This window comes from Streptomyces sp. NPDC051662, assembly GCF_040681655.1.
GTDB lineage: Bacteria > Actinomycetota > Actinomycetes > Streptomycetales > Streptomycetaceae > Streptomyces.
In genome coordinates this window covers 236,617-258,723 of sequence record NZ_JBFAZD010000003.1, presented here as the reverse complement: position 1 = coordinate 258,723, position 22,107 = coordinate 236,617, and the positions used below count along the sequence as shown (strand labels likewise).

Genomic DNA, 22,107 nt, shown 5'->3' with positions numbered 1-22,107 from the left:
ATGGGCCATGGCCGCTCGGACACCCCCGCCGACCGGGGCCCGGGACCGCTCAGCCGGAGCGCACCGCTGTCACGGTGAAGGTGTCGCCACAGACGACCGGCGTCGAAGTCCGCAGCGTCATGGCGTCCTTGGAGCCGGGCGGATAGATCCTGAGGAGGCTGGGCGCGGCCCAGCAGGAGGAACCCTTGATGCCCTTGTTCAGCGTATGCAGGGTGACATCCGCGGTACCTCCGGGAGCGAGCGTCACGGCGGGCAGCTGCTCGCCCTCACGGGCGGCCGGCTTGCCTATGATCGCGCCGTCGCCCGCGAGCAGCGAGACGCCCGGGAAGCCCCGCAGCACGCACGCTCCCGCCCCCTTGTTGACGAGCCGCAGGTCGTAGCGGATATTGCCGGCGCCCGCGTCCGGGGCGCTCAGACTCAGTCCCAGCTGGTTCGCCGTACACCGCGACGACGCGGCGGCGGCCTGCCCCGTACCGCTCTGCCCCGCCGAGGGCGCCGACTGGACCGGGGCCGTGGACGAGGGCGGTGCGCTGGACACGGCCGGGGCTCCGTCCCCACCGGAGCCCTCGGGGGCCGATGCCGGGGAGCCGCCGGAGCCGCCACCGCCGCACGCGGCCGTCGCGACGGCCAGCAGCGTTATGGAGGCCGCGAGGGCGCCCCTCCGCCACATCTTTCCGGCTCGCACCGGTCGTGGCCTGTCCGCTTCCCTGCCCCTTTCCCTGTCCGTTTCCCTGCCCCCTTCCCTGTCCATGATCTCGTCCTTGTTCCGGCCCTGTTCCTGGGATGACGTCCTGAAGGTCTGGAAGTGATCGGACACTCTGCTCACCTGCCCATCGCGTCGCACGTATGCCCGTCGGGCCCGTCGTACGTATACCCGGAAAAGCGGGGAGCGCTCGCGTGCGCGGCCGGGGCACGGGCGCGGACCGTCCGGCCGGGCGGAACCGCGGTGGCGGTGTGAGACTTCTGAGGAGGAGGTGATCGGCGATGGCGACCGGATCCCCCGCCCCCGGCGACGATCCCGCACTCACGGCCGCGCCCCCGTCCGCGCACACGCCCGCTCGCACTCCCGCGCACACGTCCACCCCCACTCCCGTTCCCACGCCCGGCGACGTACCCGGCGCCGGGGAGCGGCTGCTCGAAACGCTGCTCACCGAGGTCCACACCGTGGCGCCGATGGATCTGCCCGTACCTGCACGCCGCGATCTTCGACGCCATGGGCCACAATCTGGCCTCGGGGCTGACCACCACCGTGGCCGTGGCGGGCTGCCGCAACGCCCGCCGCGCGGGCGCCGAGCTGCCCGAGCTGGTCGACACCATCGACCAGGCGCTCGGGCAGTGGCTGCCCGCGCAGTTCTCCACGGCTCCGCGCGCGGCCTATGAAACGCTGCTCGAACCCGGTGACCGGGTGCTGCTGTACACGGACGGGGTGACGGAGGCGAGGATCGAGGGCGGCGGCCGGTTGGGGCTGCGCCGCTTCACCGACTCCATTATCCGGGGGGGGCGGCGGCCGGTGAGCGGGCCCCCGAGACGCTGCGCCGGATCATCCACTCGATCCTGGATCACCGGAAGAATCAACTGCGCGACGACGCCACGCTCCTGCTGATCGAGTGGCGGCCACCCCGTCGGTGACCACCCCGTCGGTGACCACGGCGGCCGTCGCCCCGGGCAGCCGCCCGGCGCCCGGCGCGAGTACGGATCGCGTGCTCCTCTCCGGGCTCCCGGCCGCGAACAGCAGGCCGAGAGTGATCCAGACATAGCTGTTCGCGCCGAGGAACGCGTCCGGGCCGGTCGAGTCCCACCGCCACAGCCAGACGACGCTGCTGCACAGGACGGCGTACAGCACGGCGCACACCACGAGCGGCCGTCGGCGCTCACCAGGGCTCCTGCTCAGTGCGGAGTCCGTCAGTACGAGCAGGGCCGGCACCAGCCAGACCAGGTGATGCACCCAGGTGACGGGGCTGACCAGGCAGGCGGCGAGGCCGGTCAGGGCGAATCCGGTCCTGTCGTCGCCATCGCGCACCGCCGCGCGGGCGCGGTACACCCACACGGCGAGGACGGCCAGGACGCAGACCAGCCACACCAGCCGGCTCGGATGCTCCGGCTGGAGCCGGGCCAGGACACCTTGCAGCGACTGGTTGGAGATATAGCTGAGCGAGCCGACCCGGTCGGTGTCCCACAGGGCGCCGGCCCAGAAGGCCCGGGAGGCGCCGGGGTCGACCAGGGCCGCGAGCAGGGTGGCCGCGCCGGCCGTACCCGTCGCCACCGCGGCCTGCCGTCGACGGCCGGTGACCAGCAGATAGCCGATGAACAGCGCGGGCGTGAGCTTGATCGCGGTGGCCAGCCCGATGCCGATGCCCGCGTACCGGCCCCGCCCGGTGGCGAGCAGCCGTGCGTCGGCGAAGACGAGCGCGACGAGCAGCAGATTGACCTGGCCGAAGCTGAAGGTGTCACGGACCGGCTCGAACAGGGCGAACAGACACCCGGCCACGACGAACACGAACCACGGTCGCCGCTCCCCCTGCCGCGGCTCTCCGTCCTGGCCCGGTTCCGCGCGGGGCCCGACCAGGCGCCGCACGGCCGGACCGGCCAGCCAGCGCAGCAGCAGCACCGAGGCCACGACGCTCAGCACGGTGCTGATGGCGATGGCCACATGCCAGGAGACCAGCGCCATCGGCAGCATGACGACGGCGGCGAAGGGCGGGTAGGTGAAGCCGTAGTGCGTACCGGGCCGTAGGTAGTCGTAGACCCGGCCGTCGTGGTGGACCCAGTCGTTGACCGTGCCGTAGTAGACACCGACGTCGAAGAAGCCGCGGTGCAGGGGAACGGTGGCCAGGAAGACGGCGGTGGCCACGACGAGGACCGCCGCGAGGGCCGGTCGTCCCCAGGTGCCGGTCGGGATGGAGCGCCGTCGCCTCATGACGCCACCCGCGTCCGCGAGTGGACCGTGCCGGAGTCGGACATCTCGAACATCCAGTACAGCGCGATCAGGGCGAGCGCGCCGCCGCCCACGGCGAGTGTCAGCTGCATGCCGTCCGGTGGGGATCCGCTGGGCAGCAAGGCAAGCGCGAGGACGCCGCTGCCGCCCGCGGCCCAGCGCCGTACCCGTCCGTCGGGCGCGGCGGCGGCGATCAGGAACAGCCCCCACAGCGCGTACCACGGCCGGAAGGCCGGGCCGAGCGCGAAGACCGCGAGCAGACTCAGCGCCAGGGCGTAGACGGGCCCCAAGGGCACCCGGCGCAGCCAGAGGACGACCACGGCGGCGGCGGTGGCCAGCAGACCGAACAACCGCCACGCCGGTACGGCCCGGTCGGCGAGTCCGCTGCCCACGGCGTCCAGCAGCGCGCCGCTGAGCCGGCCGAGCGCACTGGTCAGTGACCAGTTGTCGGGCGATACGGGGGTGGAGAGCGTGCTGAGCCAGCCGTACCCGGTGCCGGTCGCGGCCGTCACCACGGCGGTGGTGGCCAGGGCGATGACGCAGGTGAGCGCGGCGGCTCTGACCGTGGGCGCCCGGCCGGTGAGCCGGCCCGACCACAGCGCCACCACCGCGAGCAGCCCCAGCGCCGCGGGCGCCTTCACCAGCGCGGCGAGCGCGACAAGGACCGCGGCACTGGCCGGTCGGCCGCCGAGAGCCGCCACGAGTCCGGCGCCGAGGAGGCCCAGCATGAGGGCGTCATTGTGGGCTCCCGCGATGAGATGCAGCAGTACGAGGGGGTTGAGCGCGCCGAGCCAGAGCGCGGCGGACCGGTCGACGCCGCAGCGGTCGGCGAGCAACGGCAGAAAGACGATCATCAGCGCGACGCCGAGCAGCGCGACCAGTCGCATGCCGAACACTCCGGCGGACATGCCGACATGGGCGAGATCGGACGCCTTGGCGGCGACGGCGAGAAAGACCGGGCCGTACGGGGCGGGGGTGTGCTGCCACACGGGCGCGACCTCGGTGGCGAGCGGGCCGCCCAACTGCGCGGGTCCGTGGGTGTACACATCGATCCGCGCGTCGACCATCGCGCCCTGGGCGAGATAGCTGTACACGTCCCGGCTGAACAGGGGCGGTCCGATCAGCAGGGGCGCCGCCCAGATCGCGAGCGTCACCAGCAGTTCCCGGGGCGCGGGCGGGCGGGGCCGGCGTACCGCGCGGCCCAGCCACCACCAGGCCGCGATCAGCAGGACGAGACCGAAGTACGCGCAGAGCACGCCCAGGGCGGCCCGGCCCGAGGAGGGCAGCAGCGCGTCGCGTACCGGCAGCGCGCCCGCGGTCAGCCCGCCGACGGTGAGCGCGACAGACCCCGCGAGCCCCAGCGTCCGGCATCGGTTCGGGTCCACATCAGCGTTCAGGGCGAGCATCTGTGGAGGCTCGCAGCAGGGGGTGGCCGGAAGACGACGTGATCACCACGGCCGGGTGGCAGGCGTATAGCCGCTGCCTTAAGACGACGGACGGGCCCCGACGGAATGCCGGGGCCCGTCCGGTGGCCGTCGCGCGGCCACCACCGGGTGACGGATCAGCCGGTCACGGCGTCAGCGCACACGCCGTGCGTCGAACTGACCCACCCAGTGCTTCGTACGGTCGAGATAGACGGTCTCGGCCTCGGCCCCGGTCTTCCCGTACGCGCCGGAGAAGGTCTGGTAGCCGAAACCGGCGGGCGGGTTGGCGGCCGCTGGCTCGATCGAACTGCCCTCGTGCCACTCGTTGAAGGAGGTGACGGAGACCCAGGTGGGCGATCCGCCGATGGCCGGGTCGAGCGCGTTGTTCCACTGCTTGTCGTAGGCCGCGCCGTTGTCCCGGCCGAGTGTGGGGGTGGTGTTGCCCGGTACCGCGCGGTCGTCGATATAGCCGGGTGCCACCGAGGGCGCCCAGATCAGACCGTTGGCCTTGGCGTAGTCACCGGCCTGCTTCCAGCCGGGGGCGGTGGCGCCCGCGATGCCGTCGTAGGTGTACAGCCCCGAGAAGTGCGCGATCTTGGAGGTGTCGGTGGTCTGCGCCAGGACCGTGTTGTTCTGGGTGACCTGGTCGAGTGCGGCCCAGTCCGTGATCTTCAGGCTCTCGAAGATGTAGAAGGCCGGGCGGTTGTTGTGTTCGGCGTCGCGGTAGTAGGCGGGATGGCTCCCGTAGGTGGAGTTGAGGTACTGGATGTCGGAGACGACGGAGGCCGCGGTGCGCCCCGCGTACGGCTCGATGTGCCAGGCCACCTTGACGCCCTGCTGCTGGGCGGCGTCCAGCACGCCCTTGGCGAGGGTGTCCTCGTAACCGCCCCTCCCCCACCAGCTGTAGACGATGACACCGGCGCCCGACTGCTTGACCCACCGCATGTGCTGGGCGACGGCCCCGGCGAAGTCACCGGAGTCGTAGGCCCCCAGCTTCGGGTAGAGGTCGGCGCCGATGTCCTGCGGCGGGGTGCGACCGCCCTGCTGCCAGTGGCGGTAGCCGCCGTTCTTCACCGGGCTGCCGTACCACGGGTAGTAGAAGAGATGCACATTGGACGACAGGGCGGCGGTCACCGCCTGCTTCTCCAGGGTGAAGGTGTCGATGTCGAAGAGGGAGCCGGCCCCGCCGGTGAAGGTGAGGAAGACCGGTCCGGTGGGGGTACCGGTCAGTGTGGTGGAGACGGTACGGAAGTTCTCCCAGCCGCCGGTGTTCGGTACGGCCAGTGAGCCGAGCACTGGTCCGGTGGCTGATCCGGAGCGGACCTGGATGGTGCCGCCCGCGCCGCCCGAGGAGACCTTCGCGGTGAACGTCCTGGTGCCGGTGAGCGATGCCTGTGAGTAGCCGGCCCAGTCGCCGTTCTCGATATAGCCGAGGGTCCTGCCGCCACTGGCGGAGGCGTGGTCGGCGGGCTGCACCCCGGAGGACGAGGTGTACGACTCGCCCTCGAAGGTCGACGGTGGCGTGCCGGTGCCGCCGAGCTCCCTGATCCGGATGTTGCGGAAGGACACGTCGTCGCCGGCGCCGTGGTTCTGGATGCCGATGTGGCCCTGCGCCAGGGACCGGGCGGGGTCGGTGTTGGTGAAGTCATTGATCTTCACACCGTTGAGGAAGACCTGGAGCCGCTCCCCCTCCACCCGGATCTCGTAGCCGTTCCACTCCCCCGGCGGGTTGAGCGCGCCGTCCCTGGCCGCGATGTCGGCCGACTTGAAGCCGTAGACCGCGCCCGTGGTTCTGTCGGCGGTATCGGTGGCGTCGATCTGGATCTCGTACCCCTGGTTCACCGCCGAGTTGGGGTCGTCGGAGGCGGGGAAGCCCACGAAGACACCGGAGTTGTCGTCTCCCTGCATCTTCCAGTCGAGCTTGAGGGAGTACGACTGGTACTCCTTCGCGCGGTACCAGAACAGCCCCATGCCGCCCGTCGAGGTGAGGGTGGCGTCGGTGTTCGTGAAGCTGCCGGGGCCGGCCTGCGACCAGCCGGTGGTCGAGCCGTTGTAGAGCGGGGTGTAGCCGCTCTCCGCCCGGCAGTCGGCCTTGGCGAAGCCCGCCGCGTACCGGATTCCGCCGAGGAGCAGGGAGCGGAAGGCGGGGTCGGCGTACGACTCGGCGGTGTGGCCGAGACCGGTGTAGAACGACCGGCCGCTGCCCTGCGGGTGGCACCAGGTGATGGGGTGGTCGCCGCTCATCTCCCCGCCGCTGTAGCTGCTTTCGTCGAGACTCTGCAGCACACGCACGTTGGCACGCGGATTGGTCCGGTAGTTGTACCACTCGTCGGTCCTGGACCAGGTCTGGCCGAGGTGGGCCGTGGCCGCGTGGGCCCGGTCCTCGGTCTTCAGTGTGGCCTGCTGGATCGCCGGGTGGCTCTTGAACCAGGCGCCGACGATCCCTTCGTACTGCGGCCAGCCGTACTCGGTGTCGGCCGCCGCGTGCACACCGACATAGCCGCCGCCACCGTCGAGGTACGACTGGAGCGCCGACTGCTGGGAGTCGTTGAGCACATCGCCGGTGGTGCTGAGGAACACCACCGTCTTGAACTGAGCCAGATTGGCCGTGGTGAAGGCGGCGCCGTCCTCGGTGGCCGTGACCGTGAAGTTGTTGGCCGCGCCGATATCACGGATGGCCTGGGTACCGGCCGGAATGGAGTCGTGCCGGAAGCCCGCCGTCTTGGAGAAGACGAGCACCTTGTACGCGGGGTCGGCGGCCTGCGCGGTGACGGCCGGTGTCAGGAACGCCCCGATGAGAGCGAGGGCGGTGACGAGGGCGGAGGCGAGCGCCGCCGGTATTCGACGCCGGCGCGCGGCGGGTCGGTGTGGGGGCCGATGGAACATCATGATCCCTTTCCCGCGCTTCACTTGGTGAGGGTGAGGGTGTCGATGTCGAACAGGGAGCCCGCGCCGCCGGTGAAGGAGAGGAACAGCGCTCCGGAGGCGGCGGTGCCGGTCAGGGCGGTGGAGACGGTGGTGAAGGTCTCCCAGCCGCCGGTGGGCTGGACGGCGACGGAGCCGAGCAGGGCGCCGGTCGCCGATCCGGAGCGGATCTGGATGGTGCCGCCCGCGCCGCCCGAGGAGACCTTCGCGCTGAAGGTCTTGGTCCCGGCCGTCGGCACGGACGCGTATCCCGCCCAGTCACCGTTCTCGATGTAGCCGAGCGTCTTGCCGCCGCTGGCCGAGGCGTGGTCGGCGATCTGGACACCCTGGGACGAGGAGTACGACTCCCCCTCCACCGTCTGGCCGGTGGCACCGGTGCCGGTGGCGAAGGTGAAGGCGTCCAGGTCGAAGAGGTTGCCCTGTCCCGTGGGTCCCTTGAAGACGAGGAACAACTCCGTTGACCCGGCCGGTGCGTTGGCCAGATTGGCGGAGACGTCGGTGAAGGTCTCCCAGCCGCCGGTATTCGGTACGGTCACCGTGCCGAGCAGCGTGCCGGTGGCCGATCCTGTACGTACCTCGATCGTGCCGCCGGGGCCGGCCGAGGAGACCCGGGCCGTGATCCTGTTGGCGTTCCCGACCGCGTAGGGCTTGAAGGAGATCCAGTCGCCGTTGTCGGTGAAGCCGACGGTGTTGCCGCCCTCGGCGGGGCCGTGCGCGGCCACCTGAATGCCGGACTGGGCCGAGAAGTGCTCGGCCTGCCGGTGGCGGGGCTGGAGGATACGGATGCTGTGCGAGGTCAGTCCGGCGCCGTCGGTGTACTCGGCGTCGAAGACACCGTAGAGGTTGGCGGCGCTGTCGTGCTCACCGTCGGTCGGCACGGCGATCGTTCCGGTGCAGCCGTTCTTCGAGGTGATCGCGTGACGGTGCTCGTCGTGGCCCAGGAGATAGGTGACCTTGACCTTGGCGCAGTCGATGGCACCGTCCTCGGGGTCGGTGACGGTGACCGAGAAGGGCACGGTGTCACCGAAGGAGAACAGCTCACCGTCCTTGGGTGCGGTGAGATTGACGGTCGGTGCCGTGTTGCCCGCCGTCACCACCAGGCTCGCCGAACCCGTGAGCCCCTCCGGGTCCTTGACCGTCAGCGTCGGCCGGAAGGTCCCGTTGGTGGTGTACGTGTGGGAGGGGTTGGCCTGGGTGGAGGTGGAGCCGTCACCGAAGTCCCAGGCGTAGGTGAGGGCCTTGCCCTCGGGGTCGGCGCTGCCCTGCGAGGAGAACGCGACGGTCAGGGGGGTGGGCCCGGAGGTCTTGTTCGCCGCCGCGACGGCGACCGGGTTGCGGTTGCTGCCGCCCAGGTACTCGACTCGGTAGAGGGCCTGGTTATTGGCGCCGGTGCCGTAGTCGAGCACGTACAGCGCGCCGTCCGGGCCGAACGCCTGGTCCATGACCTGGGTGCCGGTCCAGGGGAATGCCTCGATGACGCCGGGGGAGCCGTCGGCCTTCACCTCGATGGCCTTGATCCACTTGCGGCCGTACTCACCGGCGAAGAAGCGGCCGTCGAGGGACTGCGGGAACTTCACGTTCGAGTTCAGGTTCGCGTCGTAGCGGTAGACCGGTCCGCCCATGGGCGATTCGGAGCCGCCGCCGAACTCGGGCGGGGAACCGGCGTCGCCGCCGTATCTGATCCAACTCGGCTTGGCCGGGGGCAGCGTGGCCTGGCCCGTGTTGCGGAAGGAGTTGTTGGCCGGGCCGCCGGCGCAGTTGTACTTCGCTCCGGTGGGACCGCTCGGGAAGGTGTACTCACCGTAGGTCTCGGCGGCGGTGTTCGTGCCGGTGCAGTACGGCCAGCCGTAGTTGCCGGGTGCGGTGATGCGGTTGAACTCGACCTGACCGCTGGGTCCGCGCCCGCCCCCGTCGGTGCCCCCGGCGTCGGGTCCGTAGTCGCCGAGGTAGACGATGCCGGTGGCCTTGTCGACCGACATCCGGAAGGGGTTGCGGAAGCCCATCGCGTAGATCTCGGGGCGGGTCTGCGCCGTACCGGGGGCGAAGAGGTTCCCGGCCGGGACGGTGTAGCCGCCGGCGGCCGTCGGCTTGATCCTGAGGACCTTGCCGCGCAGGTCGTTGGTGTTGCCGGAGGAGCGCTGGGCGTCGAACTGCGGGTTGCGGTCGGTCCGTTCGTCGATCGGTGCGTAGCCGCTCGACTCGAACGGGTTGGTGTCGTCACCGGTGGTCAGATAGAGGTTCCCGGCGGCGTCGAAGTCGATGTCCCCGCCGACGTGGCAGCACTGGCCGCGGTCGTTGGGCACTTCGAGGACGACCTTCTCGCTGGCCATGTCGAGGGTGCCGTCGGTCTTCAGGGTGAACCGGGAGAGATTGAGATGGCCCTTCCACGGCTCGAAGGAGGCGGCGGAGCCGGTGACCGGGGCATCGCCCGCCGGGGTGTTCAGCTTGGGTGAGTAGTACAGGTAGAGATAGCGGTTGGAGGCGAAGCCGGGGTCGGCGGCTATCCCCTGAAGGCCTTCCTCGTCATGGGTGTAGACGTCGAGCTTCCCGGCCGTCTTGGTGTTGCCGGCGGCGTCGGTGAAACGCACCGTGCCGTCGCGGGCCGTATGCACGACCGCGCGGTCCGGCAGCACGGCGAGCGACATCGCCTCGCCCAACTCGGCTGCTCCGAGCGCCAGTTGTACCTGCTGGTAATCGCCAGGCGGAATGACCGCGGGGGCGGCGGACGCGGCGGGCGCCTTGGCGGTGGAGTCGGGGGCGGGGGCGCCGGCGGCGGGGCCGGTGACGGCACCGCCCGCGACGATCAACGCGAGAGCGGTGAGCCATCTCGACCATGTCCGCCTCCGTTTCGGCGGCCCTGACAGTGCTGACGGTCCAGACATGGAGCTTCCTTCCTGACCTGGTGGGGGGCGTGAGCCAGGCATGCGGGCGCGCGAAACCACGCTGCCGTCTCACTGGGTGCGAAGCCTGCGTGCGCGGGTGATGTCCCGTCACCCGTGGTGCAGTGGAATCGTTTTGGCGGAGTGTTTCGATGCGGCATCAACGGATTGCGGAAACTCGCGAGAGTTTTGCATGCTGGCAACGGCGCCATAATTTGTCAAGGCCGTGTCAAAATTCCGGTCGCGCCCCCCGGAGCCCGTTCGGGCACGCCCCCGGGCGCCCCCCGCCGGCGCAGGGCGCGAAGTGGCTGATCCACTCATCCTTTGGGAGGAAGGACCTGGTGTCCCCACGCCCCCCGGCGTCCGGACACCGGCTCCTGCGCTTGTATGAGGTAAATGGACCACATCACTTTTCTTGTGACAGTGGTGATCTTGACCGCCCTGGCGTTCGACTTCACCAACGGATTCCATGACACCGCGAACGCGATGGCGACCTCGATCGCCACCGGAGCACTGCGCCCCAAGGTCGCCGTACTGATCAGCGGGGTACTGAATCTCGCGGGCGCGTTCCTCTCCACCGAGGTCGCCAGAACGATCTCCGGCGGCATCGTGAACGACGCCCTGGTCACACCGGGTATGGTCTTCGCCGGGCTGATCGGCGCCATTCTGTGGAATCTGACGACCTGGCTGCTCGGACTGCCCTCCAGCTCCTCGCACGCGCTCTTCGGGGGGCTGATCGGCGCCGTATGGGTGGGCGCGGGGCAGAACGCCGTACATTTCGACGAGGTGATCGAGAAGATCATTCTTCCGGCGGTCGCCTCACCGGTGGTGGCCGGGATCGCCTCGCTCGCGGCCACCTATTTCGCCTACCGGCTGACCGTCCGGGGCCGGGGCGCCTCCGTCGACCGGGGGTTCCGGCTGGGGCAGGTCGTCTCCGCCTCGATGGTCTCCCTGGCGCACGGCACCAATGACGCCCAGAAGACCATGGGCGTCATCACCCTCACCCTAATCTCCGTGGGGACCCTGGCACCGGGATCGGGACCGCCGCTCTGGGTGATCGGCTCGGCCGGGCTGGCCATCGCCCTCGGTACCTATATCGGCGGCTGGCGGATCATCAGGACCATGGGCCGGGGCCTCACCGATATCCGCGCTCCCCAGGGGTTCGCGGCCGAGTCGTCCGCCACGACCGTGATCCTCACCTCCGCGCATCTGGGCTTCGCCCTCTCCACCACCCAGGTCTGCTCCGGCGCGATCCTCGGCGCGGGGCTCGGCCGGCGGCTGGCGGAGGTCCGCTGGGGGATCGCGGGCCGGATACTCATCGCCTGGTGCGTCACGCTGCCCGCCGCGGCGGCCGTCGGCGCGCTCGCCGCCGTGATGGTCGTCCACGGCGGCACCATCGGCACCATCGTCATCGCCCTGGCCGCCGCGGCCGTGGCCGTCTTCATCGTGATCGTCTCCCGGCGGCATCCCGTCACGCCGGGCAATGTGAATGAGGAGCGCACCGTGACCGTCCGCTCGGGAGCCGCCAGGGCGAAGGCCTGAAGGGAACAGACCGCATGGCTCTGAACTGGAACGACTTCGGGGAGGTGGCCCTCGTCAGCATCGGCGCCACCGTGGGGGTCGTGATCGTCTTCTCACTGGGCGTACGTGCCCTGGCGCCACGGGACGTGAACGGCGTCCGGCGCAGGGACGGGGCCCGGGTCCGGCCGCCGACCGCGGGGGCGAAGGCCGTCGCCGCGCTCTGTTTCCTCGCCTGCGCGACGGCCGTCGCGTACGGCCTGTATCTGATCGTCCCGCAGTTTCACTGAGCGGCCCCGTCCTGGGCCCCGCCCGAGGGGCCACCCGGATCCTCGCCCGGGGTCGCGCCGACGCACACGCTCCGCCCCTTCGGCGAGGAGCACGGCAGATGGCCATGCGTGCGGACCACGTCCTGGCCGCTGCCGCGCAGCAGATAGTTGAGGAAGCTGGAAACGAGGGAACCGGCGGGCGGATTCCCGTAGGTGTACGCGTACTCGATCTCCCGGAACGGATAGGTGCTGTCGGCGATGGTGTCCGCGGAGGCGGACTGTCCGTCCAGACTCAGTGGATGCAGCCCCTTCGGCATACTGCCGGAGCGCAGCTCGGTGTACCCGATGGCCCCCGGGGTGGCGGCCACCGTGGACAGGACCCGGTCCGTCCTGTCCAGTTCGCAGCGGAAGACCCGGGCGCGCGTGTCGTCCTTCCGGCGGCAGTCGGCCGAGGAGTCGGCCTGCTCGAACTCGCCGCCGAGCACGGTGCGCTGGAAGATGTCACGGGTCCCCGAGCCGGATTTCCGGCTGGCGAGGATGATGGGCAGATCGGGGCCGCCGAGCTCGGGCGCGTTCCATCGCGTGAGGTCACCGCGGTAGACGCGACGGACCTGGTCGGTCGTCAGACCCGGCAGTGTGACGGAGTCGTTGACGACCAGGGTGTAGACGGAGACGGCGACCGGGTTCTCCCGCAGCCGGGGAAAGCCGTCGGTCTTGGGGCCGTCGGAGAGCGCGATGAGCGCGGGTGACCCGTCCTTCGCGGCGGCGCCGCGCTCGTTCAGCTCCTGGACGCCCTCGCGGCTGCTGCGCGAGTCGACGCGCACGGTGGAACCGGCGCAGTCCTTCTCGTACTTGTCCGCGAGTTCCCGGGCGACCGGGTCGAAGGCGGTGGAGCCGGTGATGGTCAGCTCGCCCGTCGCGCACCCCATCGGCGGCCGGACGTCGTCGCGTACGACGATGATCGAGGCGAGCGTGACCACACAGACGGTCAGCAGAACGATGATCAGCCGGGAAGCCCTGCTGAACACGGGCGGGGTGTCGTCGGGCGTCGTACCGCGGTTCGGGTAGATCCCGCCGTCCCTGATGCCGCCGGTGACCTGTATCGCGTCGCCGACCTGTCCCCCGGTGAGCAGGACGAGCAGTTTGAAGTACTGGCCCCGGTTGAGCGGCACCCGGGGCAGATAGACACGGTCGTCGGCGTGGCGCAGCCCGGCGGAGGGGGTGAAATGGTCGAGCAGATGGTCGGCGCCGCCCGGCGCGGTGACCGCGATGCCCCGGATCGTCCGGGAGGTGAACTCCGCTGTCAGACCGTGGAGTTCACGTCCGGTGTAGTCGGCGTCGGCGATGCTCTGGGAGCCATCGTTCTCGATGCGCAGCAGTACGAGTGTGGCATCGGAGAGATGTGGGTTGTCCTGGAAGAGGCCGAGCCTGACCCCGGCCCGGCCGGTGCGCTCGGCGCTGCTCACCGGGGTGTCCAGCTGGACCCGGTAGCCGATGCGGGTGCGCCGTGGTACGCGCCGCTCGTACCAGAGCACCCCCAGCGAGGCGATCACACCGAGGACCGCGGTACCGACAGCGATGATGTTCTCCGCGCTGAGCCATTCCATGGCCGTGCGCCCCCCTTGAAAACCCGGACTCGAACAAGCGACCGATGGCGAGATCGTCCGGTCACGGTACGGTCGCCGTGGGCGACGGGCCGCCCACTTCGCTGCTCCGTGTGCCCTCGTTCACCAAAGGTTCAGCGGGGCGGGAAGGGACCCGGTCGTCCAGTGGGTTTCTCGTGAGTTCCTCGTGGGCGCGTCCTAGTTCCTCGTGGGCGCGTCCGTGGACCGGCCCATAGGACCATCCAGCACTTACCCGGAGCCCCCCTTTGCGGTTATTCATGGAGGGAAGCTCGTGGGAGAGGCTCGCCACTCGTGTGCGTCCCCTCCCCTGAAGCCTCACCCCGATTCCCGCGAGGAGGGGATGATGGATACCGCCACACCGGTCTCCGAGGGCAGCGCGACTCCCGGCGGAGAGAATGAGACAGAGGACCCGACGGTCCATATCCTCTGGATCAACGCGGGTCTGAGCTGCGACGGAGACTCCGTGTCACTCACCGCGGCCAGCCAGCCGAGTATCGAGGAAATAGCCCTCGGCGCCCTTCCCGGACTGCCCAAAGTGGCCGTGCACTGGCCCCTGATCGATTTCGAATGCGGACCCGTGCAGGGCGCCGACAATTTCGTCGAGTGGTTCTTCAAGGCGGACCGCGGAGAGATCGAGCCCTTCGTGCTCGTCATCGAGGGATCCATTCCGAACGAGTCGATCAAACGCGAAGGCTATTGGTGCGGATTCGGCGACGATCCCGAGACCGGGCAGCCGATCACCACCAGTGAGTGGATCGACCGGCTCGCCCCCAAGGCGCTGGCCGTCGTGGCCATCGGTACCTGCGCGACATACGGCGGAATCCACGCCATGGAGGGCAACCCCACCGGTGCGATGGGGGTGCCCGACTATCTGGGCTGGGACTGGAAGTCCGGGGCGGGCATCCCGATCGTCTGCATCCCCGGCTGTCCTGTCCACCCGGACAACGCGTCGGAGACGCTGCTGTATCTGCTCTACCAGGCCGCCGGATCCGCGCCGATGATCCCGCTCGACGAACAGCTGCGCCCGACCTGGCTGTTCGGCGCGACCGTGCATGAGGGATGCGACCGGGCCGGCTACTACGAGCAGGGCCAGTTCGCGACCGAGTACGGCTCACCGCAGTGCCTGGTGAAACTGGGCTGCTGGGGCCCGGTCGTCAAGTGCAATGTCCCCAAGCGCGGCTGGATCAACGGCGTCGGCGGCTGCCCCAATGTCGGCGGCATCTGTATCGCCTGCACGATGCCCGGCTTCCCGGACAAGTTCATGCCCTTCATGGACGAGCCACCGGGCGGCCATGTGTCGGCGGCGGCCAGCGGGGCCTACGGCAAGGTCATCCGCAAGCTGCGCGGTGTCACGGCCAGAACCGTGGACAAGGAACCGAAGTGGCGGCGCAAGGGCGACAAGGTCCTGACCGGCTACCAGCCCCCGTGGTGATCCAGTCCCCCCGTCGAGGAAAGGTGCGCACCCCATGGCGCCGAAGACGAAGCGAGCCGAGGACGGCAACGGCCTGATGGAGATGTCCTGGGATCCGATCACCCGGATCGTGGGCAGCCTCGGTATCCACACGAAGATCGACTTCAAGCAGAAGCGGGTGGCCGAGTGCTACAGCACTTCGTCCGTCTTCCGTGGCTACAGCGTCTTCATGCGGGGCAAGGACCCCCGGGACGCGCACTTCATCACCAGCCGGATCTGCGGGATCTGCGGTGACAACCACGCGACCTGCTCGGTGTACACGCAGAACATGGCGTACGGCGTGAAGCCCCCGCACCTCGGCGAGTGGATCATCAACCTCGGCGAGGCCGCGGAGTACATGTTCGACCACAACATCTTCCAGGAGAACCTGGTCGGGGTGGACTACTGCGAGAAGATGGTCCGCGAGACCAACCCCGGCGTCCTGGAGCTGGCCGAGCGTACCGAGGCCCCCCACGCGGGCGACCACGGCTACCGCACCATCGCGGACATCATGCGCTCGCTCAACCCGCTGGAGGGCGAGTTCTACCGGGAGGCGCTCCAGGTCAGCCGGGAGACCCGGGAGATGTTCTGTCTGATGGAGGGACGGCATGTCCACCCCTCCACGCTCTACCCGGGCGGCGTCGGAACCGTGGCCACCATCCAGCTGTTCACGGACTATCTGACCCGGCTGACGCGCTACGTGGAGTTCATGAAGCGCGTCGTCCCGCTCCACGACGACCTGTTCGACTTCTTCTACGAGGCGCTGCCCGGGTACGAGGAGGTCGGCCGGCGCCGGGTGCTGCTGGGCTGCTGGGGCGCGTTCAACGACCCGGAGCACTGCGACTTCACGTACCGGAACATGTCCGACTGGGGACGGCGCATGTTCGTCACACCGGGCATCATCGTCGACGGCAAGCTCATCACCAACGATCTCGTCGACATCAACCTCGGCATCCGGATCCTGCTCGGCAGCTCGTACTACGACGACTGGGCGGGCCAGGAGAAGTTCGTCGAGCGCGACCCGCTGGGCAATCCGGTGGACGAACGCCATCCGTGGAACCAGCACACCATCCCCGCCCCGCAGAAGCGGAACTTCGAGGACAAGTACAGCTGGGTCATGTCCCCGCGCTGGTTCGACGGTACGCAACATCTCGCCCTGGACACCGGCGGCGGCCCCCTCGCCCGGCTCTGGTCCACCGCCCTGTCGGGACTGGTCGACTTCGGCTATGTGCGGTCGACCGGACACAGCGTCGAGATCAATCTGCCGCGCACCATGACCAAGCCGGAGACCACCTTCGAGTGGCGGATCCCTCGGTGGAGCAACGCGCTGGAGCGCAACCGCGCGCGCACCTACTTCCAGGCCTACGCCGCCGCCTGCGCGCTGCACTTCGCCGAGCGGGCGATGGAGGAGGTCCGCACCGGTCACACCCAGACCTGGGAGAGCTTCGAGGTGCCGGACGAGTCGATCGGTGTCGGTTTCACCGAGGCGGTACGCGGTGTGCTCTCCCACCACATGGTGATCAGGGACGGCAAGATCGCCAACTACCATCCGTACCCGCCCACTCCGTGGAACGCCAGTGTGCGTGACTCCTACGGCACGCCAGGCCCGTACGAGGACGCGGTGCAGAACACACCGATCTTCGAGGAGAACCCCCCGGACTCCTTCAAGGGCATCGACATCATGCGGGCGGTGCGCAGCTTCGACCCGTGTCTGCCCTGCGGCGTCCATATGTACGTCGGCGGTGGCAGGACCATCCAGGAGACGCATATGCCCACCGGGCTCAGTGGGTTGGCCGGTTGAGGCTCACCGGCTGAGCCACGCGGGTCCACCCCGGGGGGGGAGCCGTCCCCAGCGGAGGAAAGGCACCGTGACATGGCAGCAACGGCCAAGGAGCGGCAGGCGGGTGAGCATATCGCCGCGCTGCTCGATGATCTCGGCAGATCGATGGGGCCCGCGGGGCGCGATCTCGCGGACGAACTCGTGCACAGCATCGTCGAGTTCTACGGGTGCGGGCTGGCCCGTGTGGTCGAGCTGCTGCGCGACGCGCCGGAAGGCACCGACCCGCTGACCCTGCTCGGCGGTGACGAACTCGTCGGCGGACTGCTGGTGCTGCACGACCTCCACCCCGAGGACACACTGACCCGGGTGGGGCGGGCGCTGGACGAGGTCCGCCCGTATCTGGGATCGCACGCGGGCGATGTGGACATCGCCGGGATCGACCCGGAGGGCGACGGGGGAACGGAGGGACTCACCCTCCGGCTGCGGCTGCGGGGCAGCTGCGACGGCTGTCCGTCCTCCGCGCAGACCGTGCGCTGGACGATCGAGGAGGCCGTGGCCCGGCGTGTCCCCGAGATCTCGACGGTGGAGGTCGAGGGTGTGACGGAGGAGGAGCCACGGACGAAGCTTCTGCAGATCACCACCCGGCCCCCGGACGCGCCAGGCGACGACGTCCCCGGTCGCACCCTTCCGGCCGACGGTACCCGGCCGGCGGGGGGTGCCCCGGCCGAGTGGCAGCCGCTCCCGGGGCTGCCGGCTCTCGCCGACGGCGAGTCCGCGGTGTACGAGAGCGCGGGCGCCACCCCGCTGCTGCTGATCCGGCTGCCCGGCAATCTGTACGCGTACCGCGACCACTGTCCTGGCTGCGCCGGCAGGCTGGGCGAGGCGACGGTGGACGGCGAGTCGCTGCGCTGTCCGTCCTGCGCGGCGGAGTACGACATCCGCCGGGCCGGCCTGGGCGAGCGCGGCCATCTGGAACCCGTGCCCCTGCTGGAGGAGAACGGCTCCGTACGGGTGGCGCTGCCGGGCATCCTGCTGGGGACGGGGACATGACGGCCCGGCGCGCCCCGGCCGGGGCGGCCCCCAGCACAGCGCGGCAGGCCATGGGAGGGCGCGCCGCGACACCGCGGCCCCTCGGCGGACCTGGCGCCGTATCGGGCCCGGCCGGGCTGCGCGGCTTCACCCGCCGCCCGCCGCCCGCGCGGGAACGGTGCGAGCTGTGCGCCGAGCCGCTGTCCGGTGAACACCGGCATCTGGTCGACACCCGTAACCGGTCGCTGATGTGCGCCTGCACCGGCTGCTATCTGCTGTTCACCCGGCCGGGCGCGGGCGCGGGCCACTTCCGCGCGGTGCCCGACCGGTATCTGACGGACCCGGACTTCGCCCTGGACGAGGAGAGCTGGAACCGGCTGCAGATCCCGGTCGGTCTCGCCTTCTTCTTCCGCAACTCCGAGCTGGACCGGCTGGCCGCGTTCTACCCGAGCCCCGCGGGCGCCACGGAGAGCGAGCTGGACCCGGAGACCTGGCGCGATGTCCTCGGCCACAGCCGACTGGCGGCGCTGCTGCGGCCGGACACCGAGGCGCTGCTGATCCGGCGCGAGCGCGAAGCGGAGGGACTGGGCACGGGTGAGTGCTATCTGGTGCCGGTCGACGCCTGTTACGAGCTGGTGGGCCGGATGCGGCTGCACTGGCAGGGGTTCGACGGCGGCGCCGAGGCGCGCGCGGATCTGGCGGAGTTCTTCGCCCGGGTCCGGGCCAAGGCCCGCCCGCCGGCGGAGGAGGAGGCCGGCCCATGACCGAGCTGGAGTTCTCCTGTCTCGATGTACGGCCCGAGCCGTACGGCACCGGCCCGACCCTGCTGTTCCGACTGCGGATCGAGGCGGCCGACGGTGCGCGGGTACACGCCGTCGCGCTGCGCTGCCAGCTCCGGATCGAGCCCGTCCAACGGCGTTACACCCCGGCCGAGATGGAGATGCTCGGCGATCTCTTCGGCGAGCCCGACCGGTGGAGCAGCACACTCAAACCGCTCCAGTTCGCCCATGCCTCGGTGACCGTGCCCGGCTTCACGGGCGCCACCGAGATCGAGCTGCCGGTGGCCTGTACGTACGACATGGAGGTGGCGTCCGCCAAGTACTTCCGTGCTCTCGCGGACGGTGAGATCCCGCTCCTGCTGCTGTTCTCCGGCACGGTCTTCACCGGTGAGCGCGGCTTCACGGCGGAGCCGGTCCCCTGGCACAAGGAGACCGGTTTCCGGATGCCGGTCAAGGTCTGGCAGAACATGATCGAGCAGTACTTCCCCGGCTCGGGCTGGCTGCGGGTGCGCGACGACTGTCTGGAATCCCTGCGCCGCTATCGCTCGGAGCGGGCCCTGCCGTCCTGGGAGCGGGTCTTCGAGGAGCTGCTGCGCACCGCCGAAGGAGGGCAGCCATGACCGGCGACACCGTGGACCGGGTGACGGCGGGCTTCACCGAGGCCCGCCGGGTCGCGGACGCGCTGCTGTTCGAGGGGTATGTGCTGTATCCGTACCGTGCCTCCGCGCGGAAGAACCAACTGCGCTGGCAGTTCGGCGTGTTGGTGCCGCCGGCCTGGGGTGACGCCGATGCGAGCGGTGAGCACACCTGGCAGCGGACGGAATGCCTCCTGGAGCCCCGGGGCGCCGACCGGCTCCTCGTGGAGCTGCGCTTCCTCCATGTGCGCCGCCGTTCGGTCGAGCGCCTGTCGCCGGACGGCGAGAGCTGGACCGAGGTGGCCGAACTCGACCTGCCCGACCGGGTGCTGGTGCCCTGGGACGAGGGCGAGGAGGAGCGTGTCGAACTCGACGTACCGCTCGACCGGCTCGCCGGGGACGGGCACACGCTGCGGTTCGAGCTGCCCGGCGGGGTGGAGCACGAGCCGGTGGACGGCGGCGCGGCCGGGGTCGTCGGACGTCTGGTACGCCACAGTCGGCCGCTGGCGGGCGAGATCCGGCTCGCCACCGAGCCGCTGCCCGGTCCGTACGGGGCGCTGCGGCTGACCGCGACCGTACACAATGTGTCCGCCTGGGCACCCGGCCCGCGCGAGCGGGGCGACCGTGAATCCGCCCTGCCGCACAGTCTGATCGGGGCGCATCTGCTGCTGGGGCTGCCCGGCGGACGGTTCCTGTCGATGGCGGACCCGCCGGAGTGGGCCCGGCCGGCGGCGCGTACCTGCCGTAATGAGCACACCTGGCCGGCGCTGGCCCGCGGGGAGGGCCGGGACGAGGTCATGCTGTCCTCGCCGATCATCCTCGACGACCATCCCGAGGTCGCGACGGAGAGTCCGGGGCCGCTCTACGACGCCACCGAGATCGACGAGATCCTCTCGCTGCGTACGGCCGCGCTCACCGAACGGGAGAAACGCGAGGCGCGCGGGACGGACGCCCGCGCCGCCGAGGTGATCGATCTGGTGGACGGCATGCCGGCCGAGGTGTGGGAGCGGCTGCACGGCGCGATCCGCGGACTGCGCGAGGTGACCGGCGAGTTGACGAGCGATGTCACCGGCCGTACGGGGGCGGGTGACCTCCCCGGCGGGGCGCGGCCCTCGGACTCGTACGACCCGGGTATCGACCTGGCCGTCATGCCGCCGTCCGCCCTGTCCCCCAGCGCCGGGCTCCGGCTGCCCACCGGCCCGGGACTGCCCTGGTGGGACCCCGCCCAGGACACGAGGCAGGCGCCCGGCCAGGGCACGGTCACCATTGACGGGCAGGTCATCGGCGCCGGAAGCAGGGTGCTGCTCCAGCCGGGGCCGCGCAGGTCGGACGCCCAGGACATCTTCCTCGCGGGGCGCCAGGCGACGGTCGAGGCGGTGCTGGAGGACTTCGACGGCGAGACCCATATCGCGGTCACCGTGGACGGGGATCCAGGCACCGATGTACGGCGCGAGCAGGGCCGGTTCCTCTACTTCCGCCCCGACGAGGTGGATCCGCTGCCGGATCCCGCTCGGGCGCCCGCGCCGGACGGCGAAGGAGGGGGCTGACATGGCCGCCACGGACTCGGTCTCCGTACCGCTGCCGGACAGTTCGCACGGCAGGACCCTGATCGCGGGCATCGGCAATATCTTCCTCGGCGACGACGGGTTCGGCGTCGAGGCCGTCCGCAGGCTGACCGGCCGGCCGCTGCCGCCCGGTGTCGATCTGATGGACGCGGGCATCCGGGGTGTCCATCTCGCCTACCGGCTGCTGGACGGCTATCGCAGGCTCGTCCTGGTCGACACCGTCGATCGCGGCGCTCCGCCGGGAACGGTCTATGTGATCGAGGTGGACCCGGCGGCCACCGCGCCGCAAGAGGCACCGCCCGCCCAGCTGGACGGGCACGGGATGGACCCGGCGGCGGTGCTCCGACTGGTCAGGGATCTGCACGCCGGGGCGGGCGGCACCCTCCCCGAGCAGGTGCAGGTGGTCGGCTGCCAGCCGCTCTCCGCCGAGGAGGGCATCGGGCTGAGCGAGCCGGTGGCCGCCGCCGTCGGACCGGCGGCGGACCTCGTACTCGACCTCGTACGGCGCCCGCCGGGCGCGGTCCCCAGCACGGCACACCGAAGGAGATGAGTTCCATGCACACGACGCGTCCGATGAAGGGGATGGACCACACCAAGGACGGCGACCTGACCTGGTTGTGGGTCTGCGCCGGGGTGGTCATGGCCGGAGTGGCGTACGAGACGGCGAGATCCGTACCCGACCTGCGCCGCTATCTGCGCATGCGGCGCATGTGAGGTGCGCGGGAGGCGTGGGGCAGTCGGGAGGCGTCGGGCAGTCGGGAGGCGTCGGGCAGTCGGGAGGGCTTCGACGCCGGGCGGACCAGTGGGCGGGCGGACCCGGCCGGCGGTCGGGTCAGTTGGCGTGCGGGTCAGTTCTGGCGGGCGGGTGCCCGAACAGCGGCTGTGCTCCGGCGTCGCTCCCGGCGAGGTCCGGGCCGTTCAGCTGGACGTAGCGCTCCAGGAACAGATGGAGCGTGCTGTGCAGCTCCCCCAACCGGACGAACCACAGCGCCAGACTCATCGACCCGGTCGCGGTGATCTCGTACTCCCGGCGGGCCGGCCCGGAGGCGGACGCCCGCCACTGGGAGGAGATCTGGCCGCACCTCTCCATGCCGCGCAGCAGCCGGTACACATGCGCGGACTCGGCCTCGGCCCAGCCGAACGCGCCGAGCCGCTGGGTCAGTTCGTATCCGTGTCCGGGCCGTTCGGAGAGCAGCAGCAGGATGACGGGGGTCATCAGCGCCCGGCGTTCGGTGTCGTGCGTCGTCATGGCGGCGGTCTCCTGCGGGTGGCCGTGCGACGGTGCGGTGAGTGG

At 70.5% G+C, this 22,107-nt stretch carries 17 protein-coding genes and 1 pseudogene; 11 read left to right on the top strand and 7 right to left on the bottom strand.

Annotated elements, in window-relative coordinates; genetic code table 11:
* Positions 1–49: 49 nt before the first annotated feature.
* Positions 50–817 (bottom strand): DUF4232 domain-containing protein, encoded by a 768-nt coding sequence (locus tag AB0M67_RS06660; protein WP_365743331.1) that lies wholly within the window; start codon positions 815–817, stop codon positions 50–52.
* Between the two features lie 372 nt (positions 818–1,189).
* Between AB0M67_RS06660 and AB0M67_RS06655 the strand changes: the two are divergent.
* Positions 1,190–1,629 (top strand): annotated as a pseudogene (locus tag AB0M67_RS06655) (PP2C family protein-serine/threonine phosphatase); the annotation flags it as partial.
* Here AB0M67_RS06655 and AB0M67_RS06650 read toward each other — a convergent pair.
* The 4 genes from AB0M67_RS06650 to AB0M67_RS06635 all read right to left on the bottom strand — a co-directional run bounded on the left by AB0M67_RS06650 (position 1,541) and on the right by AB0M67_RS06635 (position 10,166).
* The gene (locus AB0M67_RS06650; protein WP_365743329.1) at positions 1,541–2,917 is read right to left on the bottom strand and encodes a glycosyltransferase 87 family protein; all 1,377 of its coding nucleotides are present in this window, start codon (positions 2,915–2,917) and stop codon (positions 1,541–1,543) included. The pseudogene AB0M67_RS06655 and the gene AB0M67_RS06650 sit on opposite strands and share 89 nt — an antisense overlap.
* Positions 2,914–4,341 carry a polyprenol phosphomannose-dependent alpha 1,6 mannosyltransferase MptB gene (mptB, locus tag AB0M67_RS06645; protein WP_365743327.1) on the bottom strand — a complete coding sequence of 476 codons (1,428 nt, stop codon included), beginning with the start codon at positions 4,339–4,341 and terminating at the stop codon, positions 2,914–2,916. The genes AB0M67_RS06650 and mptB overlap by 4 nt, the downstream gene beginning before the upstream one ends.
* A gap of 171 nt (positions 4,342–4,512) precedes the next feature.
* Complete coding sequence (locus tag AB0M67_RS06640) at positions 4,513–7,245, bottom strand: ThuA domain-containing protein (protein WP_365743714.1); 2,733 nt, start codon at positions 7,243–7,245, stop codon at positions 4,513–4,515.
* 20 nt (positions 7,246–7,265) lie between these two features.
* Positions 7,266–10,166, bottom strand: coding sequence for a carbohydrate-binding protein (locus AB0M67_RS06635; RefSeq protein WP_365743325.1), 2,901 nt, complete (start codon positions 10,164–10,166; stop codon positions 7,266–7,268).
* A gap of 393 nt (positions 10,167–10,559) precedes the next feature.
* Here AB0M67_RS06635 and AB0M67_RS06630 point away from each other — a divergent pair, with 393 nt between their 5' ends.
* Together AB0M67_RS06630 and AB0M67_RS06625 are read left to right on the top strand one after the other, a co-directional pair.
* Complete coding sequence (locus AB0M67_RS06630) at positions 10,560–11,705, top strand: inorganic phosphate transporter (RefSeq protein WP_365743323.1); 1,146 nt, start codon at positions 10,560–10,562, stop codon at positions 11,703–11,705.
* 14 nt (positions 11,706–11,719) lie between these two features.
* Positions 11,720–11,971, top strand: coding sequence for a hypothetical protein (locus tag AB0M67_RS06625; protein ID WP_365743321.1), 252 nt, complete (start codon positions 11,720–11,722; stop codon positions 11,969–11,971).
* On the opposite strand, the gene AB0M67_RS06620 is transcribed toward AB0M67_RS06625, so the two are convergent.
* Positions 11,965–13,557 carry a substrate-binding domain-containing protein gene (locus AB0M67_RS06620; RefSeq protein ID WP_365743319.1) on the bottom strand — a complete coding sequence of 531 codons (1,593 nt, stop codon included), beginning with the start codon at positions 13,555–13,557 and terminating at the stop codon, positions 11,965–11,967. The two genes, AB0M67_RS06625 and AB0M67_RS06620, sit on opposite strands and share 7 nt — an antisense overlap.
* 361 nt (positions 13,558–13,918) lie before the next feature.
* Between AB0M67_RS06620 and AB0M67_RS06615 the strand changes: the two genes are divergently transcribed.
* From AB0M67_RS06615 to AB0M67_RS06580, 8 genes are all read left to right on the top strand, one after another.
* A complete protein-coding gene (locus tag AB0M67_RS06615) occupies positions 13,919–15,007 on the top strand; it encodes a hydrogenase expression protein HypE (protein ID WP_365743316.1) in 1,089 nt (362 codons plus the stop codon).
* 34 nt (positions 15,008–15,041) lie between these two features.
* Positions 15,042–16,826, top strand: a complete 1,785-nt coding sequence (locus AB0M67_RS06610) for a nickel-dependent hydrogenase large subunit (protein WP_365743314.1) — start codon at positions 15,042–15,044, stop codon at positions 16,824–16,826.
* A gap of 72 nt (positions 16,827–16,898) precedes the next feature.
* Positions 16,899–17,855, top strand: a complete 957-nt coding sequence (locus AB0M67_RS06605; protein ID WP_365743312.1) for a NifU family protein — start codon at positions 16,899–16,901, stop codon at positions 17,853–17,855.
* On the top strand, positions 17,852–18,598 hold the full coding sequence (locus AB0M67_RS06600; protein ID WP_365743309.1) for a DUF5947 family protein: 747 nt from the start codon (positions 17,852–17,854) through the stop codon (positions 18,596–18,598). Before AB0M67_RS06605 ends, AB0M67_RS06600 begins: the two co-directional genes overlap by 4 nt.
* A complete protein-coding gene (locus tag AB0M67_RS06595; RefSeq protein WP_365743307.1) occupies positions 18,595–19,233 on the top strand; it encodes a DUF6084 family protein in 639 nt (212 codons plus the stop codon). Before AB0M67_RS06600 ends, AB0M67_RS06595 begins: the two co-directional genes overlap by 4 nt.
* Positions 19,230–20,795 (top strand): hypothetical protein, encoded by a 1,566-nt coding sequence (locus tag AB0M67_RS06590; RefSeq protein WP_365743305.1) that lies wholly within the window; start codon positions 19,230–19,232, stop codon positions 20,793–20,795. The genes AB0M67_RS06595 and AB0M67_RS06590 overlap by 4 nt, the downstream gene beginning before the upstream one ends.
* 1 nt (position 20,796) lies before the next feature.
* Complete coding sequence (locus AB0M67_RS06585; protein WP_365743303.1) at positions 20,797–21,363, top strand: hydrogenase maturation protease; 567 nt, start codon at positions 20,797–20,799, stop codon at positions 21,361–21,363.
* Between the two features lie 5 nt (positions 21,364–21,368).
* The gene (locus AB0M67_RS06580) at positions 21,369–21,527 is read left to right on the top strand and encodes a hypothetical protein (protein ID WP_365743301.1); all 159 of its coding nucleotides are present in this window, start codon (positions 21,369–21,371) and stop codon (positions 21,525–21,527) included.
* Positions 21,528–21,645: 118 nt separating this feature from the next.
* Here AB0M67_RS06580 and AB0M67_RS06575 read toward each other — a convergent pair whose 3' ends face one another.
* Positions 21,646–22,062, bottom strand: coding sequence for a helix-turn-helix transcriptional regulator (locus tag AB0M67_RS06575; protein WP_365743299.1), 417 nt, complete (start codon positions 22,060–22,062; stop codon positions 21,646–21,648).
* Between the last annotated feature and the right edge of the window lie 45 nt (positions 22,063–22,107).